A 19199-nucleotide genomic window follows, 5' to 3' on the forward strand; every position below is an offset into this window, starting at 1 on the left:
TCCCTCAGTGCATAACTGGCATTTCTGGCATGCCGTTGGCGTTAATCTCTCCGATGTAGTCATCGTGAAGCATCTCAAGTCCTTTTCGCCCAAAGGGTGACATCCTGAATCCGCACCCAGGATCCGCAATCACCATGTCCTGATACATGCGAAGGGCTAGGGCTGAACCCTCGCAAACGCCATATTTCTCTATGGCGATGCTTTCCACATGGTTAGCGAGAGAAAAACGCAGTGGACCGGGGTAGATACTCAAATTTCCTTTCTTACCCGAATAAATAACTGCGATATCAACGCCGCCGTCACCGTTAGGAACCTCAACCATGCCGTTCTTATCCTTCTCTTCATTGATGAATACTGTTGCCACCAGCCAGCGCCAAAGGGTGAGTTGTTTCTCTGCGGTCAAAGTTATCCAGCCCGCCATCGCTGCTTCCCATATGCAGGCCAACATTCGCATCCCCTTAGAGTTCCTTAGGTCATATCGACCATTGTCCAGCCCACTGATCACCACTTGATAACCGATAGTTCGACGGCCAATTTTTATGCCAATTGATGTTGCTTCCGGGATGATTTTGTTATCTCTCATCGGATCCCCTCCGGCTTGCAAGCCTGCAGCTCATCGACCTCTTTGGTGTATCGGTCGTGCATTGAGTCCCATTTCTCACACCATTTCGTCATGTCACGCTTAATGGCCAGAATGCGACGAAGACGTCGAACACAGCGCTGGTGGGCTCCGATGTACTCAACTGTTACACCTCCTCGCTGCCAACAATTCAGTTCTGGATTGAGATGGTGGACGGCCTGCACATCCGGGTAGCGCTGCTCGAAGCTGGAACGACTGAAAGCTTCGGTGGTCATGAAGAACGCCAGATAGCGGATCGCCGTATCCCGTGTGAAGCATTTTTTAGTGCGCCCGTGTCGTACTGCCACGAACAAAGGGCCAACTGGCGTATCATGTTTCTGTAACGCGAGGTCTATCGCGCTTACGGTACGGTTGTCAGTCATTCGATATTTCCTCAAGACGTAGCTCCATTTCGCGAGCCATTTCGATAAAAGTGTCCAGTGCGCAAATATGTTCGTCGTCGAGCAGCCGGCGGTCGCATGTCACACGCCCTTTTTCGATGTAAAGAACCACGCGTCCGGTGAAATCCGGAAGCACATGCAGATCCACGTTGAGGACTTGGGGGTGGATCTGCATTCCGTGCATAATTGTTTGTTGTGAGGCCATCAGTTAATTCCTCCACATACGTATTTCTCTTTCGCGTGTTTAATTAATTCCGCAAAAATCTCGTCAACAATCATCTTTCCTGTTTCGGTCAGATATTCGGTGTGTCCATTGATATCGACGCTTTTCATATACGTCTGGCGAAGAAATGTTTCCGCTTCTGTGTTGAATTCAGTCCGAGCCTGTTTTTCGAAGCGCAGCAAAAGTTTCATCATTGATTCTTCGTTAATCTCGATAACCTGAATATTGTTATCGGGCATATTTACGGATAGGCAATAACCTCCTGTCTTACGCTTCATTCGATTTAATGTCGCAATAGCAATGCGGCGGCGATAAATTTCAATGGTGTTGTTTTTCATTGTCATTACCGCCCGTAAGCCTTGCGCAGAAAAAGGTTTGCAATATGCAGATAACTATTTCCATAAGAGGCAAAAAGTTTTGCTGTGTTGTGTGCTGCTTTATCTTTCAGAAACGTCATTATTGCCCCCCCCTTTTTTTGAGGTGTTCTTCATGGTCATTTGGGTCATGAAGCAAAGCTCATTAAGTAACGAGGTGAATCTTCCTGCTACCTTCACATCAGTGCGTGTGATTGCGGGCATAAGTAACTGGGTAAATTCAGCACGCAGCTCATGCGCATATTTATTGGCACACTCTGCTGTTTTGTGGGCTTTATTTATGTAAAGAAAGTCGCCATCCTGATTGGCTGGATGGACTTTGTTATTCACGATTTCACTTCTGACGATAATATTCATTTGCATTTCCTCAGGGTGAGTGATGCCACACCAGTTAAGGCGTTAATTATTTATTTGTTAATTACGAGTTTATTTTTTCAGCTTTCTTGCTGATTACTTCTTGTAGCTCGTCGAGCTTTTCAAAAACGATAGTCAGAGTTCCTATTGCAGATAATTCCTGCGGAATGCAGTCCATCGCATTACAAACCGCCATTTTGCAGTTTCCGGCTTCTGTAGCCCAGTTGTTAAGCACGCCAGATGTTAATCTCTTGCTTGCACCTGCGGATAAATTATTGGCGCTGGCGTTCCGGGTAATGCTTTCCGGGGGTAGCATAGTGACGTATTCATTAACACCATCCAGTGTTTTCTGCATTGAGCGAATAAGGCATGCAATTGCGTTATCGGCTTCTGGCGGAAGCTCGTAGTTACGATAAATAACCTCAAGTAACGAGGTGTTTTCCACAATATCAGCTGCGACACTTTCGACTATTTCGACGGGAGTTTTCATTTTCTATTCTCCATTGCGTGATCATGAGCAGCCTCAGCGTATTGCTTTGCTAAGTAAAAAATACAATCACCAAGATCCGATTTTTCTTCTATATCGATAACCGAAATAATTAATCCAGTTTCAATCATCGCGGCTATCTGACGAAAAGCGGTTTCCGGCTCTAGGGTGAGCCCTTTGAAGGTTTTCATTGGCGTTTCTCAGATTCGTTCTGGTGGGCCTCATTTGCATAATTACAAACAAATGCAAGGAGGGTGTCGCTGATTTCACGATACTTGTCATCGTTAGTTGCAGATAACAAACTAGCAGCTTCAATGATTAAGGACATATTCTTGAAAGCATCGCGTGGGCGAGTGGATAGCCCCTTAAATGTTTTTATCGCTTCTGTCATTTCCTATCACCTCTACGTTAACTTGATGGGTGAATGATAGAACTTGCTATTACTTATTGCAATAGGTATTGCTATATGTATTGCTATTATTTTTTATGTGATTGATATCAAAAATAAAAAACAGGTATTGGCATTTGTTGAATTGCGGATAGCGTCCAACGTTGTGAAATTATGGGGAGCTGAATAGGTAGCGAGTGAGGTAAATAAAAACCCGGCACGGCGGCCGGGTTGGACTCTATTCACTTTCTGTTGCTGGGAGTGTCATTGTCTTTTCCCTGGTTTAACCATGCTTTCTGTACGTCTGTGGCATGCTGCCGATCACCTTTCCGAATATGAATATTTTGTTCATCTCTTCTTTCTCGATTGGGTCCCATGGTCGATAGGTATGGTTGTCAGAGATAACCAAGAGCTTGTCTTTCATCTTCTGCAAACGCTTAACGTGCGACGTATCGTCGTATATGAATGCGTAAATACCGTCGCCGTCAAAGTGTTGAACGCTGATATCGACGAAAAGCAGATCACCAGGTTCAATTGTTCCGGACATGCTATCGCCGCGAACGTTGATGATGCGTATCTGTTCCTGTTTTCGTCCGTTAAACATTTGACGTGCATCTTCAACTGAGTATTCCACGGAGCGCAACACCTCCACGAATTCGCTGTTAATTATTCCTGGGCCTGCACTAACCGTGAGGTCTAGTACGTCAACTCTGAAGATGTTTGGGTCTGTTTTGTTGGTAATTTCGGAGGTTGCTCGTTTGGCATCAACTCTCATTGGACCAGTCCCGTTTGACAACCACTCCGAGCGAACACCTAAAGCATTCGCTATTTCAACGATTTTTGTTGTTCCTCTGGCATTGCCAGATGTTATGCGCCATATGGTTGGCTGAGCCATATCTGCTGCTTTGGCTAATTGCCCTTGGCTCATGCCCATCTCATTCATTGCGTAATTAAGTCTGTCAGCCAGTGTCTTAAGTTTACTCTCTTGCATTTTTATAGCCTCCGCTATTGCATTCTAGTCTCGCATGATAAACAAGTCTATTGCTCATTCCAATAGCAATTGCTATTATCAATCGATAGCAATCATATGGAGTGGGTAAAGAAAATGAAATCAGCAATTGAGAGAGCTATTGACGCTGCTGGCGGGGTTAATGCTTTAGCCCGCGCGATAGGTGTTAAGCAGCCATCCGTTTCTCGCTGGAGGAAGGTTGGTGTTGTTGGGGTGGATCATGTGCCTGATGTTTCAGCTTTGACTGGAATCCCAGCGTATGAGTTAAGGCCGGATAAACCTAAATTATTCCCACATCCCTCCTCAGAGGTGTGACATGTCACACGCGAACACATCACAAGATCCGATTAAGTCACTCGATATCGATTATCGCGATCCGCGCGGTGTTGTTGTGCATGTCACTGGCTGGAATCGTGATAAGCAGCAGGTGTATTTCACCAGGCAGAATTACCCGCATGAATGCATGCAGCCTGTCTGGAAGTTTCAACAATATTTTACGAAGGTCTCGGAGGCGCAAAATGCGTGATTACGGAAAGGTGTCTCCTCACTTCTGGATTGGCAGAACAGGTAAAGAACTGCGCCAGGCTGGGCCTGAGTCCCAGCTTGTGGCTTTGTACCTGCTTACCAGTCCGCACGCCAATATGATCGGTCTTTATTACATGCCCCTTGCGTTCCTGTCTCATGAGACTGGACTAACCATAGAAGGGGCTAAGAAGGGGCTTAATAGCGCCATTAAAGCCGGGTTTTGTAAGTACGACGAGCATTCTGAAATGGTGTGGGTTATCGAAATGGCAACGCACCAAATCGGCGAGGCATTGAAACCCGGAGACAAGCGTTGTGCTGGGGTGCAGAACGAGTACAACAAAGTGTCAGATAATCTTTTCCTTTCAGAGTTTTACGAGAAATATTCGAAGCAATTCAATATGACTTCTTCCCGCAATAGTGAGGCTCAGATCCCGCAAGAAGTCGAAGGGGCTTCTAAGGGGCTTGCAAGCCAAGAGCAGGAACAGGAGCAGGAGGAAGAACAAGATCAAACTAATTTGTCCGATTCGAATCGGACCGATGTTGATAATTCTGGCGAATCGAAAGCTCAGCCTGCACAGGAAAAACCTGATTCAGAATCTGATGGTGCTGAAGAATCAGATCCAGTCGATGCCGCTTTCGAAAATATTTTTTGGGGTGCAGGCCTGAGGAAAGATGCCAAGGTCAAGGCCCGATCCGCCTTTAAAACCAAATACCGTGACTGGAAAAAAACAAACCGAGGTACTCCTGATAGCTTCGCCGTAATGCTGGCTGAAGATATCCGGATCCGGGCAAAAGCGCAGCAAATGGGATTCGACAAACTCCTCCCAGCCTCATACCTGAACGGTGAACGCTGGAACGACGAAAAACCAGCGCCAGAGGATGTGCAGGCTACATCGAACAGTTCCGACGGGCAGAACAGGGAATCCTGGGCAACACAGTCCACCGACGGATCCGCTGAAGTGTTTGTTAACTACGCAGCCCTTGAACGAGCTAAGCGCGGGAGTTATCGCCCATGAAATCATTCCTCAAGCGTGTGCTGGTGGCTGGATATAATCACGGCGTTCTGAGCGAGGGATTCGTGACATGGTGTTTTGTTAAATTTGATTTACGGAGTGAGTGAGCATGACGCCCGCCGAACTTTCAGAAAAATTATGGGACAACGCCGAAAGGGTTGCAAAGTACCTGCTGCCAAAAGGTCACCTGGAAGGCAAAGAATGGTGTGTTGGGAATACCAACGGTGACGCCGGAAAGAGCCTTAAAATTAACATCGGTGGCAAAAAAACGTGGGCAGACTTCGCCAGCGGCGACAGTGGTGATCTGCTTGATTTGTGGGTGTTGGTACGCAACTGCCAGCTGCATGATGCGATGCGTGAGGCAAAAGAATTTCTCGGTCTGAAAGACGACGATCACCATTTCGAGGCGAAGAAAAAAACATTCTCCAGGCCGACGAAGAAGGGCGTGAAAAAAGCGAGCAATTGTTACGATTACTTGGCTACGCGTGGAATCACCCGCGAGACGGCGGATCTGTTCCGTGTGTCTGATGCGGTGGTCTGGTATCACGATGAAAATCGCGAGGTGCCCGCGGTTGCATATCCTTACATCCGGAATGGGGAATTATTGCAGGTTAAGCGCATTGGCACCGAACGCCCGAATGGTAAAAAACTGATCATGGCTGAGGCGGATTGTGAACCCTGCCTCTTCGGCTGGCAGGCCCTGGACAAATCCACGCGTCTGGTCGTTCTGTGCGAAGGCGAGATTGATTGTATGACCTTCACGCAGCTTGGTTACGACGCACTTTCTGTTCCCTTTGGCGGTGGCAAGGGTGCCAAACAGCAGTGGATTGAATATGAGTACCACAATCTGGATCGCTTTCAGGAGATCTGGCTTTGCCTGGATAACGACGATGTCGGCCGTGAAGCTGCAAAGGAAATTGCCAGACGACTTGGCGAGCATCGCTGCCGCCTAGTTGAACTCCCGCACAAGGATATCAACGATTGCCTGATGAGCGGCATGGACAGTGAGTCCATCCTGGAGCACATGGAGCGCGCTAAATTTTTCGATCCAGATGAACTGTGCTCGGCAGGTGATTTACTTCAGGAAACCATTGAAGCGTTTGAGCATCGCGATGTTGGCTTGTTCACCAGCCCATGGACCTCGCTGAATTACAATTTCAAATTTCGCGCCGGAGAACTGACGCTGGTAAATGGCGTGAATGGTCACGGCAAGACCGAACTGGTTGGCCATATCGCAGTTGCTGCTATGAATCAGGGGATTCGGACGTGCATCGCCTCTCTGGAACTGAAGCCAGGGAAAATGTTGGCCCGCCTGACGCGGCAGACTATCTGTACCGCATCACCGAAACGCGAAGAAATCGTTATGACGAACGAATGGTTCTCCGATCGTCTGTGGGTGTTCAAACTCACCGGCACCGCGAAAGCTGGCCGTCTGCTGGAAATCTTCGCCTATGCCCGGCGTCGGTATGGAATCGATCTGTTCGTTATCGACAACTTGGCGAAATGCGGGCTCGATGAGGAGGACTACGGCGGACAGAAAGAATTTATCGACACCCTGTGTGACTTCAAAAACGAACATAACTGTCACGTCCTTCTGGTGACGCACGCCCGCAAAACCAACGAAGCGGCACCGACCGGGAAAATGGACGTCAAAGGCACCGGCGCATTAACCGATATGCCTGATAACGTTATGTCCGTCTGGCGCAACATTCCCCGCGAACTGGCACAACGTAAGGCTGAAAAAATGGGATACGAAAGCCTGGATAAGGATGAGCAGGCAGCGCTCCAGATGCCAGCTTCAATGATTCGCCTGCTCAAACAACGCGAAGGTGAGGGGTGGGTTGGTGATATTGGCGCAAATTTTGATACCCGTTCACACCAGTTTCTGGAAGGAGAAAAACAACCATTTAACTATCTGGTCGGTAAGCCTCAGAGCGAGGTGGATCTTGAATGGGAAGCAGGCAACGTTACGAGGTACTGAGCATGACAAACGAAATTTTAAAAGAAGCCATTGAAAACTATCAGCACCTGAAATCGCAGGTTCGCCAGCAGGAAGAAGAAGACGATGGCATTGAGTATTTCGGTGGGGTTGATACGGATTTATTTGAACGGTTCATGTTTGCCAAAAGTCAGCTTCAGGAGCTGATTAACCCCGATGATTATTTTGCGATGAAGGATAAGGTGTCGCACCTTAACAACGAGATCGGGGCGCTGATACTAGAAAATATCATTCTTAAAAATGAGGTCGCCAGGTTAGGCGGCGATACTGATTTTTTGGGTAATGTGGACGTTGAGGGGAAAGCATGAAACTGGAAGCATCACTCAAACATTTCAGCCCTCAGGGGATGCATATCAGCGACGACGTGAAAGGAACCTCTCCGGATCGTCTCACCGGCACTGATGTTATGGCTGCTATTGGCACCACCAGCAGCCGCGCACGGTTTGGCTTGGCGGCGTTCTTTGGTAAGGCGGGGATCAGCAAAACTGATGAACAACTGGCGGTTCAGGCGCTGGCGCATCATGCAATGGAATCAGCCCCGAAGAATGTCAGAAAGGCCGCAGGGAGCGAGCTTGGATGGTGTATGCAGGTGCTGGCGCAATTTGCCTTTTCTGAATACTCGCGTTCTGCGGCCACCAGCGTGATGTGTCACACCTGCAACGGTAGTGGTCTTATTTCTCAGTATGAGGACGTGGTTAAGTACCCTGGATTATTCAATCATGATGGTGATGAAATTGTCGCCACTGACATTAAACGCGAACTTGTGAAACGGCTCTGTATTGTTTGCGATGGAAAAGGCGAAATAAAAGCACGCTGCCGTTGCGGTGGAAAGGGCGAGGTACTCGACCGCAAAGCCACTAGCGAGCGCGGCGCACCGGTGTTTAAAACCTGTGAGCGATGCTCTGGTAATGGATTTTCTGCTATCTCCTCGGCGACGGTACACCGTGCCATTCTGAAGCGTCTCCCGGACCTCCATCAATCCTCATGGTCACGCAACTGGAAACCCTTCTATGAAATGCTGGTGGATACACTGCGGCAGGGGGAGCGTCGTGCGGCGGTAGAATTTGAGAAGGCAACAACTTATTAATATGATCGGAGCAAATGGCGACACTTTTTTGCACGTTAGTGTTGACTTTGCATAAAATTGTCCTGTATGCTTTCCATCGTGGGATATTACGCCTACACGACATCAAACCCGCCTCGGCGCGGGTTTTTTTATCCCCTTCAAGGATTTTACTCAGCACGTTTGCTATGTTGTGTTTTTTAACTGAGGGTCAGTTGATGAGCGCAGATGAAAACTTGTTGAGTAAAATCCAGGAAGTACGGACGGTAGATGATGTGGAGCAAGTCAATTTGGGCCTTTCTAAAGGCTGGGTGATTTTGAAGATCACCGAGAGCTCTACAGTCTGGGAAGATGGCAGCAAAAGCAGTCTTGTTACATATCACATGGGTAAGCCGAAGGCATTGCCGGTCTGATCAAGCCTTACTAAATCCAAAATTTCAATCATATATAGGTCACCTCACGGTGGCCTTTTTCATTTCAGGATCACGGGAATCATCCGCTACGTGCTTTGTTGATAAATCCAGCCCGTGAAGCCTGACCCTTACTACAAACAGCACCCGCTAACTATGCGAGGTGAGGCTATGAAAATGAATGACAAAAACCCTGAATTCTGGGCTGCGGTTTTGACCGGACTCAAAAATGCGTGGCCCCAGATTCTGGGGGCGTCAATGGCCGGACTCATTGCCTATGGTCGTCTGATATATGACGGAGCAACACGAAAAAATAAATGGCTTGAGGGCGTCCTTTGTGGCGCCCTTTCTTTATGCATCACCAGTGCGCTTGATGTGGTTGGCCTTCCTGTATCGATATCACCGTTCGTCGGTGGTGTGATTGGATTCGTCGGCGTAGACAAACTGCGTGAAATCGCTATCAGCGCACTCAAAAAAAGGGCAGGGGTGAACGATGATCACCAGTAATGTTTCCCGCGGTATCCGCAACAATAATCCCGGCAATATCCGCTGGGGTGACGAATGGCAGGGTCTGGTACCCAAAGCACAGCGTACAGATAAATCATTTTGCCAGTTCACCACATCTGAGTATGGTGTCCGGGCGATGATCATCATCCTGCGCAATTACCAGCGTAAACACGGTCTGAACACGGTAAGCGGCATTATTAAACGCTGGGCACCGCCGAATGAGAACAACACACAGTCGTATATCAATAGCGTGGCTCAGGCGACGGGCGTTTCCCCCGACCAGCGCATCGATACCAGCGACAGCCGTTTCATGATGAAATTGCTACAGGCAATCATTAAGCACGAGAACGGTAGCCAGCCTTACGGATTCGATACGTTTGTTCGCGCATTCGAACTGGCGGGGTAATCATGAATATCGCGCTGGTGGAACAATACTGGAAACCACTGGCGCTAATATTGCTGGTGGTAGGTGCGTTTATCACCGGAAGTGTCTGGAGTGATCGGGGCTGGGAAAAGAAGTGGGCCGAACGTAATAGCGCGGAATTATCACAAAAAGTGAACGCGCAAACCGCCGCCCGCATGATTGAACAAGGGCGAATTATTGCCCGTGATGAGGCTGTAAAAGATGCACAAGCACAAGCCGAAAAATCTGCTGCCACTGCTGCTGGCCTGTCTGCCACTGTTAGCCAGTTGCGCACCGAAGCAACAAAGCTTGCCGCCCGCCTGGACGCCGCAAAGCACACCACAGATCTTGCCGCTACCGTCAGAAGCCAGACAACCGACGCCACCGCAGGAATGCTCGCCGACATGCTCGGAGATATTGCAGCAGAAGCTAAACGTTATGCTGGAATCGCTGACGAACGCTACCGGGCTGGAATGACATGTGAACGCATTTACGATTCGGTGAGAGAGTCAAATAACAGCAAGGTCAAACTATGAACGAACAAGCCAATAAAATACTCATTGATCTGCTGCAGAAAGCCGCCAATGGCATCGATGCAGCAGTATCATTCAGCCAGGCGCAAATACCCGACGTTATTCATCAGTTGCTTGTGTGGAATTTTATCCACAGTGTGATTATCACTGTAATGGCATTGATGAGCATTCCTTTGGTCATCTGGCTTGTCAAAAAACAGTTGCGCAAAGTGCAGATCGGAACCTTTGGTAATGAAGGGTACTCGTGGGACAAAGGCAACCCAAAGTATTCAGCAACGCTGATATGGGACGCTAAAGGCGATCTGAGCTTTTTAATTTTGCCATTGGTGGTTTTTATCATTATCTGGGGCGCGAGTGTACTGAGCATTCTGACGAATCCCACCTGGCTGAAAATATGGCTCGCGCCGAAACTCTATCTTATTGAGTACGCAGCATCATTGGTGAAGTAATCATTACAGCAGGCATTCTCTGAGTGCCTGCGATAATGCAATGCATGGGGGAAATGATGAAAAAGTTAAAAGTTACGATTGCTCACCTTGAGGAATACTGTGATGGAATTATTCAAGGCGCGACAGTTAATTTCCAGGTAATTCAGAATGGACGGGTGCTGGCTGAAGACTCACTATCTGGTAAGGCGACGCACCCATTCTCGAAAATGTATGATGTTAACGCCTGTGATGATGCTATTAACGTTACTCATGACCGCCCTGATTTGACATGGTTAACGATTACCGCAGAGCTTGTTGAATAACATTTGTTTTGTTTCCGCAATTGAATAGCATGATATCCGGGTACCCAAAGGAGATAACTATGTTTGTTGCGGAAGGTTTAAAGCCCGATCTTGATAATAAAGGATGGGTTAAAGGGTGGGGTGTTGTTCGTAATGCCCCCTGGCATTTAGTCGGTGTTTACGCCACCAAAGACGTTGCTGAAACAAAAGCAGCTTCACTCGGTGCGGGTTATGAAGCCCATTACGGCTCTCACCGACTCGATAGTGATGATTTCGTCTACAGCACGTAAGTAGCACCATCTGACGGTCTGGCCTCGCTTATGCGGGGCTTTTCTATGCGCATCGCACGCGCACATCAAAGAAAGTCTTTCAGCTGTGAGCCTGGGCACGCCGTTAGCCGGAATTGGCGATTTAGCAATGCAGAGGGAGATTAACTATGGCATCCAATTCACCTTGGCATAGCCTCTACAATTCCAAGCGTTGGTACCGACTCCGCTATCACCAGCTTCAGAAGCAACCCCTTTGTGAGTTCCACCTCCGGCGCAATCAGGTGATAGCGGCAACGATCGTTGACCATATCACCCCGCACAAGGGAGATGAGTCACTCTTCCATGATCCCGATAACCTCCAGTCGCTTTGCAAGCGCTGCCACGACTCGGTAAAGCAGAGGATGGAGAAGGGCGGAACGGTCACCGAGTTCGATAATGAAGGCCGTGTTATCTGGTAACAGGAGAACGCAATGCAAGACCTGAAGATTGAATACCGCGATGGCAAACTGCTGGAGCTGAGCATTGATGGCATCTGCTTCATGTCAGTTACCGCGATCAGTCTCAACCATGAGGCGGGCAAGACGCTGCCAGTGGTCAACCTGACCATACCTCTCGGCGTCGGCAAGCGATTATCGCCAGCCAGTCCCGGCCCTCAAAACCTGCGCATCATTGAGAAGTGAGATGGATTCTCATTTGCACCCATTGATACCTGGGGGGAGGGGCAAAACTCTGGCGGCAACATCTTAAAGACCGCGCCCTCAACTCTTTTTTTAAAAACGTCCAGAAAAAAGGAAAAACCGATGGCACAGCGAGGCAGAAAGTCTCTGGCTGCGACGTCTGCTGTCTCGTTGCCGGCACTGGCTGAAAGCAGGCTGCAGCCGTCCATTCATCTGAGCGATCCGGAAATTAATGTATGGGTAAGGCTCGTTAATGACAATCCAGCCAGTTCATTCACTGAAACTCATCGAGACATGATGGAGATGTACTGCCGCCATGTTGTTCAGGCCAGAATAATCACCACTCAGCTTGAAGAGTTTGAACTGGAGTGGCTATCGCGCGAGGACGGACTTAAGCGGTACGACAAGCTTCTTGCCATGCGCGAGCGTGAAGTGCGCTCGGCATCTTCACTGGCAACACGTTTAAGGATCACCCGCCAGGCTACTGCCGACCCAAAAACAGTTGGCCGCGCGCACAACAATCTGGCTCGGGAGAAAAAACCCTGGGAAATTGATTAAGGCTCTTTGATGGCAAAAAAAAATCTGACAAGAGCCGAGAGAAATATTCTCTGGTGCGAAAGAAATATTGTTATTCCTGAAGGAAAGTTCGTGGGCCAGCCACTGAAAATGGCTGAGTTCATGAAGGATGATTTTAGGGCTATTTTCGATAACAAGCATGGTACACGTCGCGCAATTATCAGCCGTGGGCGAAAGAACGCCAAAACGGTAGAGACCGCCATGCTGATGCTGCTCTACCTGGTGGGGCCGGAGGCGGCGCCGAACTCGCAGCTGTATTCTGCCGCACGCTCGCGTGACCAGGCGGCCATTCTGTTTAACCTGGCCTCAAAAATGTGCCGGATGAATCCAGTGCTCATGCAGTACGTGGCGATCAAAGATTCAGCAAAAGAAATTCACTGCCCTGAACTGGGTTCTTATTATCGGGCGCTGAGCGCAGAGGCCACGACTGCCTATGGTTTCTCGCCTCGATTTGTCGCGCATGATGAACTGGGGCAGGTTCGTGGGCCCCGTGATCCCCTTTATGAAGCACTGGAAACTGCGACTGCTGCTCAGGATAACCCTATCTCGGTGATTATCAGCACTCAGGCGCCCGATGCGAGCGATCTACTCAGCCTGCTGATTGATGATGGGCTGACCGGTGCCGATCCGCGAACGGTAGTACGGCTGCAGACCGCGCCGGAGGATATCGATCCTTTCTCTGTCGAAGCCATCCGGCTGGCAAACCCGGCCTTCGATGTGTTCATGAACCAGAAAGAAGTGCTGGATATGGCTGCCAGCGCGAAGCGCCTCCCGTCACGACAGGCTGAGTTTGAGAACCTTGTGCTGAATCGCAGGGTTGAAGCTAAAAGTCCTTTCGTCAGTCAGACAGTTTGGCACATGAATAAAGAAGAACCCGGCGAACTGGCAGGGGCTACCGTCTGGGGCGGGCTGGACCTTTCCAGTGTCTCGGACCTTACCGCACTGGTACTCAACACAACCCAGGGTGATGTGCACTGTAAGTTCTGGCTACCTGAAGAGGGGCTGGCGGACAAGGCGCGTAACGATCGAGTGCCTTATGACATCTGGGCCAGGCAGGGTTTTCTCAATACGACACCCGGAAAGGCCATTGAATATGCATTTATTGCGCGCGAACTGCGGCGCGTTTTCGACATTTGCAATGTCAGGGCGCTGGCGTTCGACCGTTACAACATGCGTTTCCTTCGCCCACATCTAATAGACGCAGGATTCACGGAAACTGAGCTCGAGCGGTTCGTGGAATTCGGACAGGGCTTTGTCTCCATGTCACCTGCGCTGAGGGAGCTGGAAGCCAAGCTACTCGGAGCGCAGCTTAAACATGGCAACCATCCGATCCTCGAAATGTGCGCCAAAAACGCCACGGTTATTTCTGATCCCGCCGGAAACCGAAAGTTTGTGAAAGGTAAATCAAGCGGGCGTATCGATGGAATGGTTGCTCTGGCGATGTCAATCGGCGCCCAGACGAGTGATGAGGTGGAGGATCCAGGCGACGTCAATGATTTCATTTATAACTTCTTGAGCGTGTAAAAATGGCAGATACCGATTACAGCATTGACCTGCGAACGCGATCGCCATTCTGGGCGCGCATGGCCTCCATCCTGACAGGGGGCCGCCTTGTGACGCCTGACAAGGGCTCGCAGATGGCAGGAACGTCCGCGCACGGTGTAGTTGGCGACTCCGTAGTGACTGACGAGCGAAATATGCAAATCAGCACTGTGTGGGCATGCATCAGGCTTATCTCTACCGTGACCGCATCATTACCCCTTGATGTCTACCAGACCAAAGACAATCAGAGAAGCAAGGTACCTGGCACACACCCTCTCGCGAGGTTACTGCGCTTCCGTCCCAACAATTTCATGACCGCGCTGGAGTTTCGTGAGGCCATGACCATGCAGCTTTGTGCTTATGGAAACGCCTACGCGCATGTGGAGCGAAACAGCGTCGGCGACGTTATCAGCATGGTTCCGCTGATGAGCGCCAATATGGAAGTGCGGCTCAGTGAAAACGGCAAAACCATTATCTACCGCTATCGCCGTGACACGGAATACGCCAACTTTTCACAGAAAGAAATTTTCCATCTTAAGGGATTTGGCTTCAACGGACTGACCGGCCTGTCTCCGCTGGCGTTCAGCGCGAAGTCTGCAGGTGTCGCCATTGCCATGGAAGACAATCAGCGTGAGTTTTTCGCAAACGGCGCGAAGTCTCCTCAGATCCTGATGACCGATGGCAAGGTGCTTACCAAAGAGCAGCGTGGACAGCTGGAGGAAAACTTCAAGGAGATTGCTGGCGGCCCGGTTAAAAAGCGCCTCTGGATCCTGGAGAGCGGTTTTACGACTCAAGCCATTGGTGTCTCTCCTCAGGACTCGGAAATTCTGGCCGCGCGAAAGTTTCAGGTTGCCGAGCTGGCGCGGTTCTATGGTGTGCCGCCGCACCTGGTCGGTGATGTGGAAAAAACAACATCGTGGGGCTCGGGGATTGAGCAGCAAAACCTGGGCTTTCTCCAGTACACCCTCAAGCCCTATCTCGATCGGTGGGAGTACAGCATTGAACGCTGGCTGGTTAAAGAGTCCGAACAGGGCACTATTCACGCTGAGCATAACCTCGATGGGCTGCTGCGCGGTGATTCAACAAGCCGGGCATCGTTTATGCAGATCATGGTTAACACCGGGATCCGAACCGTTAACGAAGTGCGGCGACTGGACAACCTGCCGCCTCTGCCAGGGGGGGACGTTGCCACCCGCCAGTCGCAGAACGTACCCATTACCGACCTTGGAACAAACAATAAGTCCCTCAATGAAGGGACTTAATTTTTATGGGGGCCATGATGCCTGACATTCACAAAACACTGGCTTTTGACCAGACCGAAATTAAGTTCACCGGCGACGGTGAAAGCGGCATCTTTGAGGGGTACGCCTCCGTTTTTAATAATACTGATTCTGACGGCGATATTATCCTTCCCGGCGCATTCAGCGGTGTTATTTCCGGTCAGAGCCGTAAGGTGGCGATGTTCTTTAACCATCAGACGCGCGCTATCCCGGTCGGCAAATGGGATTCCATGCATGAGGATGAAAAAGGTTTGTTTGTCCGTGGGCAACTCACTCCAGGACTAAGCCTCTCTGAAGACCTGAAAGCGGCGATGAAACATGGCACCGTTGATGGGATGTCAGTGGGATTCTCTGTCGGCCCTGATGATTACACCGTTGGTTCGTCCGGCCTCATCTTCAAAAATATTTCGTACCTGCGGGAAATCAGTGTCTGCACTTTCCCGGCCAACGAGCTGGCGGGTATCACCGCCATGAAGTGCATCGACAGTATCAAAACCATTCGTGACGCGGAGGCCTGGCTGAGGGATTCAGTCGGTTTAACGCGCGCAGAAGCGCAGGCATTTATTGCCCGCGTGAAGTCCGCAGGCCGGAGCGAGTCCGGTAGCGGCGACATTGACGCGCTGGCACAGCGCATAACTTCATTTGCCGCTAATCTGCGGAATGCATAACGGAGTACCACATGTCTGAATTAGCAACCCTCGAAAAAGCGATTGAGAATTCACAGAAAGAAGTGAAAGAACTCATCGAAGAGCAGCGTAAATCCATCAGCCAGAACGGTGAAATCAACAAACAGCTGCAGACCGACCTGACCAAAGCGCAGGAAGAGCTGAAAACCACCGGCTCCCGCCTGTTCGATCTGGAACAGAAGCTGGCGGGAAACTCGCCTGACCAGACCACCCAGAAGTCCTTTGCGGAGCGCGTTTCTGAAGACCTGATGAAAGGCTGGGACGGCTCCCGTACCAAAGCGAAAGTCACCAGTTTCGATAAGGCGATCGGTTCTGGCGCTGCATCCGCCGGTGTGCTTGTACAGCCCCAGCAGGTACCTGGTATTCTGATGCCGGGCCTGCGTCGCCTGACCGTTCGTGACCTGCTGGCACAAGGGCGCATCACCAGTAACGCGCTGGAATATGTGCGTGAAAATGTGTTTACCAACGCCGCCGCACCGGTTGCTGAAGGCACCCTCAAACCAGAGAGTAATATCACGTTCACCAAAGAAACGGCGAATGTGAAAACCATTGCCCACTGGATCCAGGCATCACGCCAGATTATGGATGACGCCCCGGCGCTGCAGTCCTATATCAATTCCCGCATGATGTACGGTCTCGCGCTGGTGGAAGAGAATCAGATGCTTAACGGTGATGGCACCGGCGACAATCTCCAGGGGTTGAACGTGGTGGCGAACGAATACGAAACCGCACTTAACGCGACCGGGGATACTGGTGCTGATGTTCTGGCGCATGCCATCTACCAGGTGTCGCTAAGTGAGTTCGAAGCCGACGGCATCATTCTCAACCCGGCTGACTGGCATCGCATCGCATTGCTGAAGGACGCCAATGGCAATTACATCCTCGGCGGCCCTCAGGCGTTTGCGTCGAAAGTGCTCTGGGGCCTGCCGGTTGTATCAACCACTGCGCAGACGGCAGGAAAGTTCACCGTTGGTGCATTTGGCCTGGCGTCTCAGGTGTGGGACCGCATGGATGCCACTATCGAGATCAGTAACCAGGATCGCGATAACTTCGTTAAAAACATGCTGACCATTCTGTGCGAAGAGCGTCTGGCGCTGGCGCACTACCGTCCCGCAGCTATCGTCACTGGCGATATTGCGATTTCTTCCGGCGAATAACAGCAGGGCGCGGTCAGAAATGGCCGCGTTTACGATATGAAAATTAAAGCTCTCCGTATGTTCTCACATTACCACCTCGGTACGGTATCTCAGGGCGAGAGCCGGGTGGTGAAGAAAGAGATCGGCGACGCGCTGGTGAAACTGCACCTCGCCGAAGAGGTTGAGCCCGAAAAGGCAAAAACCTCCGATCCTGAAAAGCCTGTAAAAACCAAAGCCGGGGGTAAAGGTGGAAATAAGCGCGGAGCAGATGGCGCTGATAAAGACGCATCTGAGGGTTGATAGTGACGCTGAAGATTCGCTAATCACCGCTTATACATCAGCGGCCGTCGATTATGTTGAGCAGTTCTGCGACGGCGCGCTGGTGGAATCGTTAACGCCGCCGGAGGAAGTGGAAATGCCACCTCGTGAGATCCTGTTTACTCCCGGTATCTGGGCAGCAATGCTTTTGCTGATTGCACACTGGTATGCGAACCGCGAAGCAGCAGCGCAGAACCTCACGGAAATGCCTTTAGGTGTTGAGGCGCTGTTAATACGGCACCGGAGGTGGCACTGATGGCATGTTCCGGGTGCGCCGCCCGTCGAGAGTGGCTTAAAAAGTGGATGAAAATCGCCTATGAACGAGCAACAGGTAAAAAATCTGCTGGCAGCAATGACCGCGCAGACCAACGCAATGAACCGCCTGGCGGAGTCAAATGAAGCCCTGGTCGCTTTACTCTATCAATCCCTCGCTGATGACATCGAAACGACAACGTTAGATTCCCCGGTGCCGACCTACCTAAGCGGAAAGCCCAGGGGGTAGCGATGCAGGCTGGAAAGCTCAATAAACGAATCACGCTTCAGAAGCCTGTTAAAACCCAGAGCCCTGTTACCGGTGCAGTAGTTAGTGGATGGGCTGATGTGGCTGAGCTTTGGGCTAACGTTGCCGATTTGTCAGCCCGTGACTTTGTTGCCGCGCAAGCGGGGCAGAGCGAGGTAACAACGCGGATCACTATCCGCTGGCGTGATGATGTCACGGATAAGCATCGCATTCTTTACCGTGGGCGTGTTTACGACATTCAGGGTGTACTGGAAGATGATAAAAGCGGACGGGAATATCTGACGCTACCCTGCTCGCGAGGTGTTAACGATGGCTGATGGCATTGATTTTAGTATAACCGGGGTCGATTCACTTCTGGGGAAGCTGGACAGTATCAGCGATGATCTGCGCCGCCGTGGTGGTCGGGCAGCACTTCGTAAGGCGGCAAATGTGATTGTCGACAGAGCGAAAACGAATGCTTCCAGGATTGATGACCCATTAACCGGACGCAGCATTACTGCCAACGTGGCGATGCGATGGAACGGTCGCCTCTTCAAAAAAACCGGTAATCTGGGATTTCGGATTGGGGTTCTTCATGGTGCGGTCCTCAAAAAACATCCTGACCTTGGTGAGAATGCGCCGACACCACACTGGCGACTAATTGAGTTCGGTACCGAAAATGTGCGAGCGCAGCCGTTTATGCGCCCGGCGGCAGAAAGCAGTGTTAGTGAGGTGATAAACGTTTTCGCCTCTGAATACGAAAATTCTATTGACCGCGCCATCAGGCGCGCAGCGAAAAAAGGAATGCTTCCGTGATTGCGCCGATCTTTATCGTCTGCGCCGCAAGCCCTTCGGTGGTTGCACTGCTGGGCGGTGACACACTGCGCCTGTATCCGTTCGGCCAGCAGGACGACAACGTGGTCTATCCCTATGTGGTCTGGCAGAACATCACCGGTTCTCCGGAGAACTACCTTGCCCAGCGCCCTGACGCAGACTTTTTCACGCTGCAGGTGGATGCATATGCCGACACAGTGGATGAAGTGATTGCCGTGGCCACGGCGCTGCGGGATGCCATTGAGCCGCACGCGCATATCACGCGCTGGGGCGGACAGGAAAGAGACCCCGAAACAAAACGCTATCGCTATTCGTTCGATGTGGACTGGATAGTCAATCGATAA

General features: G+C 50.6%; 35 protein-coding genes. 26 read left to right on the plus strand and 9 right to left on the minus strand.

All coding sequences use genetic code 11. The features are described from left to right. Nucleotides 1-4: 4 nt before the first annotated feature. The 9 genes from FDX11_RS00680 to FDX11_RS00720 form a co-directional block, all read right to left on the minus strand. On the minus strand, nucleotides 5-583 hold the full coding sequence (locus tag FDX11_RS00680; protein ID WP_016150515.1) for a hypothetical protein: 579 nt from the start codon (nucleotides 581-583) through the stop codon (nucleotides 5-7). Beyond that, nucleotides 580-1002, minus strand: a complete 423-nt coding sequence (locus tag FDX11_RS00685) for a hypothetical protein (protein WP_016150514.1) — start codon at nucleotides 1000-1002, stop codon at nucleotides 580-582. Before FDX11_RS00685 ends, FDX11_RS00680 begins: the two co-directional genes overlap by 4 nt. Next, nucleotides 995-1225, minus strand: a complete 231-nt coding sequence (locus tag FDX11_RS00690) for a hypothetical protein (RefSeq protein WP_080100509.1) — start codon at nucleotides 1223-1225, stop codon at nucleotides 995-997. Before FDX11_RS00690 ends, FDX11_RS00685 begins: the two co-directional genes overlap by 8 nt. Further along, the gene (locus FDX11_RS00695; RefSeq protein WP_032948002.1) at nucleotides 1225-1581 is read right to left on the minus strand and encodes a hypothetical protein; all 357 of its coding nucleotides are present in this window, start codon (nucleotides 1579-1581) and stop codon (nucleotides 1225-1227) included. The genes FDX11_RS00690 and FDX11_RS00695 overlap by 1 nt, the downstream gene beginning before the upstream one ends. Nucleotides 1582-1680: 99 nt before the next feature. Continuing rightward, nucleotides 1681-1974 carry a hypothetical protein gene (locus FDX11_RS00700; protein ID WP_137397278.1) on the minus strand — a complete coding sequence of 98 codons (294 nt, stop codon included), beginning with the start codon at nucleotides 1972-1974 and terminating at the stop codon, nucleotides 1681-1683. A gap of 61 nt (nucleotides 1975-2035) precedes the next feature. Beyond that, a complete protein-coding gene (locus FDX11_RS00705) occupies nucleotides 2036-2461 on the minus strand; it encodes a hypothetical protein (RefSeq protein ID WP_016150509.1) in 426 nt (141 codons plus the stop codon). Continuing rightward, nucleotides 2458-2649, minus strand: coding sequence for a hypothetical protein (locus FDX11_RS00710; protein ID WP_016150508.1), 192 nt, complete (start codon nucleotides 2647-2649; stop codon nucleotides 2458-2460). Before FDX11_RS00710 ends, FDX11_RS00705 begins: the two co-directional genes overlap by 4 nt. Then, the gene (locus FDX11_RS00715; protein WP_016150507.1) at nucleotides 2646-2849 is read right to left on the minus strand and encodes a hypothetical protein; all 204 of its coding nucleotides are present in this window, start codon (nucleotides 2847-2849) and stop codon (nucleotides 2646-2648) included. The genes FDX11_RS00710 and FDX11_RS00715 overlap by 4 nt, the downstream gene beginning before the upstream one ends. 280 nt (nucleotides 2850-3129) lie before the next feature. Beyond that, nucleotides 3130-3837, minus strand: coding sequence for a helix-turn-helix transcriptional regulator (locus FDX11_RS00720; protein ID WP_016150506.1), 708 nt, complete (start codon nucleotides 3835-3837; stop codon nucleotides 3130-3132). A gap of 114 nt (nucleotides 3838-3951) precedes the next feature. On the opposite strand from FDX11_RS00720, the gene FDX11_RS25695 reads away from it, so the two are divergent. The 26 genes from FDX11_RS25695 (at nucleotide 3952) to FDX11_RS00845 (ending at nucleotide 19199) form a co-directional block, all read left to right on the plus strand. Beyond that, nucleotides 3952-4170, plus strand: coding sequence for a carph-isopro domain-containing protein (locus tag FDX11_RS25695; protein ID WP_032948000.1), 219 nt, complete (start codon nucleotides 3952-3954; stop codon nucleotides 4168-4170). Nucleotide 4171: 1 nt separating this feature from the next. Further along, nucleotides 4172-4381: a DUF4222 domain-containing protein gene (locus tag FDX11_RS00730; protein ID WP_016150505.1), complete on the plus strand. Its 210-nt coding sequence runs from the start codon at nucleotides 4172-4174 to the stop codon at nucleotides 4379-4381. Further along, on the plus strand, nucleotides 4374-5396 hold the full coding sequence (locus tag FDX11_RS25220) for a hypothetical protein (RefSeq protein ID WP_016150504.1): 1023 nt from the start codon (nucleotides 4374-4376) through the stop codon (nucleotides 5394-5396). Before FDX11_RS00730 ends, FDX11_RS25220 begins: the two co-directional genes overlap by 8 nt. A 106-nt stretch (nucleotides 5397-5502) precedes the next feature. Then, nucleotides 5503-7374, plus strand: coding sequence for a toprim domain-containing protein (locus FDX11_RS00740; protein WP_137397279.1), 1872 nt, complete (start codon nucleotides 5503-5505; stop codon nucleotides 7372-7374). Nucleotides 7375-7376: 2 nt separating this feature from the next. After that, the gene (locus tag FDX11_RS00745; RefSeq protein WP_071701013.1) at nucleotides 7377-7700 is read left to right on the plus strand and encodes a hypothetical protein; all 324 of its coding nucleotides are present in this window, start codon (nucleotides 7377-7379) and stop codon (nucleotides 7698-7700) included. Continuing rightward, nucleotides 7697-8479, plus strand: coding sequence for an antitermination protein (locus tag FDX11_RS00750; RefSeq protein WP_137397280.1), 783 nt, complete (start codon nucleotides 7697-7699; stop codon nucleotides 8477-8479). The genes FDX11_RS00745 and FDX11_RS00750 overlap by 4 nt, the downstream gene beginning before the upstream one ends. Before the next feature lie 194 nt (nucleotides 8480-8673). Next, nucleotides 8674-8868 (plus strand): hypothetical protein, encoded by a 195-nt coding sequence (locus tag FDX11_RS00755; protein WP_137397281.1) that lies wholly within the window; start codon nucleotides 8674-8676, stop codon nucleotides 8866-8868. A 174-nt stretch (nucleotides 8869-9042) separates the two neighbouring features. Beyond that, nucleotides 9043-9372, plus strand: coding sequence for a phage holin, lambda family (locus tag FDX11_RS00760; RefSeq protein ID WP_099530457.1), 330 nt, complete (start codon nucleotides 9043-9045; stop codon nucleotides 9370-9372). Next, nucleotides 9359-9778, plus strand: a complete 420-nt coding sequence (locus FDX11_RS00765) for a structural protein (RefSeq protein ID WP_057064503.1) — start codon at nucleotides 9359-9361, stop codon at nucleotides 9776-9778. The genes FDX11_RS00760 and FDX11_RS00765 overlap by 14 nt, the downstream gene beginning before the upstream one ends. A gap of 2 nt (nucleotides 9779-9780) precedes the next feature. Beyond that, the gene (locus tag FDX11_RS00770) at nucleotides 9781-10311 is read left to right on the plus strand and encodes a DUF2514 domain-containing protein (RefSeq protein ID WP_137397282.1); all 531 of its coding nucleotides are present in this window, start codon (nucleotides 9781-9783) and stop codon (nucleotides 10309-10311) included. After that, the gene (locus FDX11_RS00775) at nucleotides 10308-10757 is read left to right on the plus strand and encodes a hypothetical protein (RefSeq protein WP_137397283.1); all 450 of its coding nucleotides are present in this window, start codon (nucleotides 10308-10310) and stop codon (nucleotides 10755-10757) included. Before FDX11_RS00770 ends, FDX11_RS00775 begins: the two co-directional genes overlap by 4 nt. A 53-nt stretch (nucleotides 10758-10810) precedes the next feature. Beyond that, the gene (locus FDX11_RS00780; RefSeq protein ID WP_249360705.1) at nucleotides 10811-11059 is read left to right on the plus strand and encodes a hypothetical protein; all 249 of its coding nucleotides are present in this window, start codon (nucleotides 10811-10813) and stop codon (nucleotides 11057-11059) included. A gap of 59 nt (nucleotides 11060-11118) precedes the next feature. Then, complete coding sequence (locus FDX11_RS00785) at nucleotides 11119-11328, plus strand: hypothetical protein (protein WP_137397284.1); 210 nt, start codon at nucleotides 11119-11121, stop codon at nucleotides 11326-11328. Nucleotides 11329-11474: 146 nt separating this feature from the next. Further along, on the plus strand, nucleotides 11475-11765 hold the full coding sequence (locus tag FDX11_RS00790) for an HNH endonuclease (RefSeq protein ID WP_137370986.1): 291 nt from the start codon (nucleotides 11475-11477) through the stop codon (nucleotides 11763-11765). Nucleotides 11766-11777: 12 nt separating this feature from the next. Continuing rightward, nucleotides 11778-11987: a serine acetyltransferase gene (locus FDX11_RS00795; RefSeq protein ID WP_137370987.1), complete on the plus strand. Its 210-nt coding sequence runs from the start codon at nucleotides 11778-11780 to the stop codon at nucleotides 11985-11987. Nucleotides 11988-12107: 120 nt separating this feature from the next. Continuing rightward, entirely contained in the window at nucleotides 12108-12542 is a 435-nt protein-coding gene (locus tag FDX11_RS00800) for a hypothetical protein (protein ID WP_097475620.1), read from the plus strand. 9 nt (nucleotides 12543-12551) lie between these two features. After that, nucleotides 12552-14084: a terminase large subunit gene (locus tag FDX11_RS00805; protein WP_137397285.1), complete on the plus strand. Its 1533-nt coding sequence runs from the start codon at nucleotides 12552-12554 to the stop codon at nucleotides 14082-14084. Nucleotides 14085-14086: 2 nt separating this feature from the next. Then, the gene (locus FDX11_RS00810) at nucleotides 14087-15364 is read left to right on the plus strand and encodes a phage portal protein (RefSeq protein ID WP_137397286.1); all 1278 of its coding nucleotides are present in this window, start codon (nucleotides 14087-14089) and stop codon (nucleotides 15362-15364) included. 17 nt (nucleotides 15365-15381) lie between these two features. Next, on the plus strand, nucleotides 15382-16050 hold the full coding sequence (locus tag FDX11_RS00815) for an HK97 family phage prohead protease (RefSeq protein WP_234625718.1): 669 nt from the start codon (nucleotides 15382-15384) through the stop codon (nucleotides 16048-16050). An 11-nt stretch (nucleotides 16051-16061) separates the two neighbouring features. Continuing rightward, entirely contained in the window at nucleotides 16062-17225 is a 1164-nt protein-coding gene (locus FDX11_RS00820; RefSeq protein ID WP_097475624.1) for a phage major capsid protein, read from the plus strand. Nucleotides 17226-17261: 36 nt separating this feature from the next. Next, entirely contained in the window at nucleotides 17262-17504 is a 243-nt protein-coding gene (locus FDX11_RS00825) for a hypothetical protein (protein WP_137370991.1), read from the plus strand. After that, nucleotides 17473-17778 (plus strand): head-tail connector protein, encoded by a 306-nt coding sequence (locus FDX11_RS00830; protein WP_249360706.1) that lies wholly within the window; start codon nucleotides 17473-17475, stop codon nucleotides 17776-17778. The genes FDX11_RS00825 and FDX11_RS00830 overlap by 32 nt, the downstream gene beginning before the upstream one ends. Before the next feature lie 60 nt (nucleotides 17779-17838). After that, nucleotides 17839-18024 (plus strand): hypothetical protein, encoded by a 186-nt coding sequence (locus tag FDX11_RS25050; protein WP_157921312.1) that lies wholly within the window; start codon nucleotides 17839-17841, stop codon nucleotides 18022-18024. A gap of 2 nt (nucleotides 18025-18026) precedes the next feature. After that, entirely contained in the window at nucleotides 18027-18359 is a 333-nt protein-coding gene (locus FDX11_RS00835; RefSeq protein WP_137370993.1) for a phage head closure protein, read from the plus strand. Then, nucleotides 18352-18837, plus strand: coding sequence for an HK97-gp10 family putative phage morphogenesis protein (locus FDX11_RS00840; RefSeq protein ID WP_137349862.1), 486 nt, complete (start codon nucleotides 18352-18354; stop codon nucleotides 18835-18837). Before FDX11_RS00835 ends, FDX11_RS00840 begins: the two co-directional genes overlap by 8 nt. Next, nucleotides 18834-19199: a DUF3168 domain-containing protein gene (locus FDX11_RS00845; protein WP_137397287.1), complete on the plus strand. Its 366-nt coding sequence runs from the start codon at nucleotides 18834-18836 to the stop codon at nucleotides 19197-19199. The genes FDX11_RS00840 and FDX11_RS00845 overlap by 4 nt, the downstream gene beginning before the upstream one ends.

The organism is Citrobacter sp. wls714 (assembly GCF_005281025.1).
Lineage (GTDB): Bacteria > Pseudomonadota > Gammaproteobacteria > Enterobacterales > Enterobacteriaceae > Citrobacter > Citrobacter werkmanii.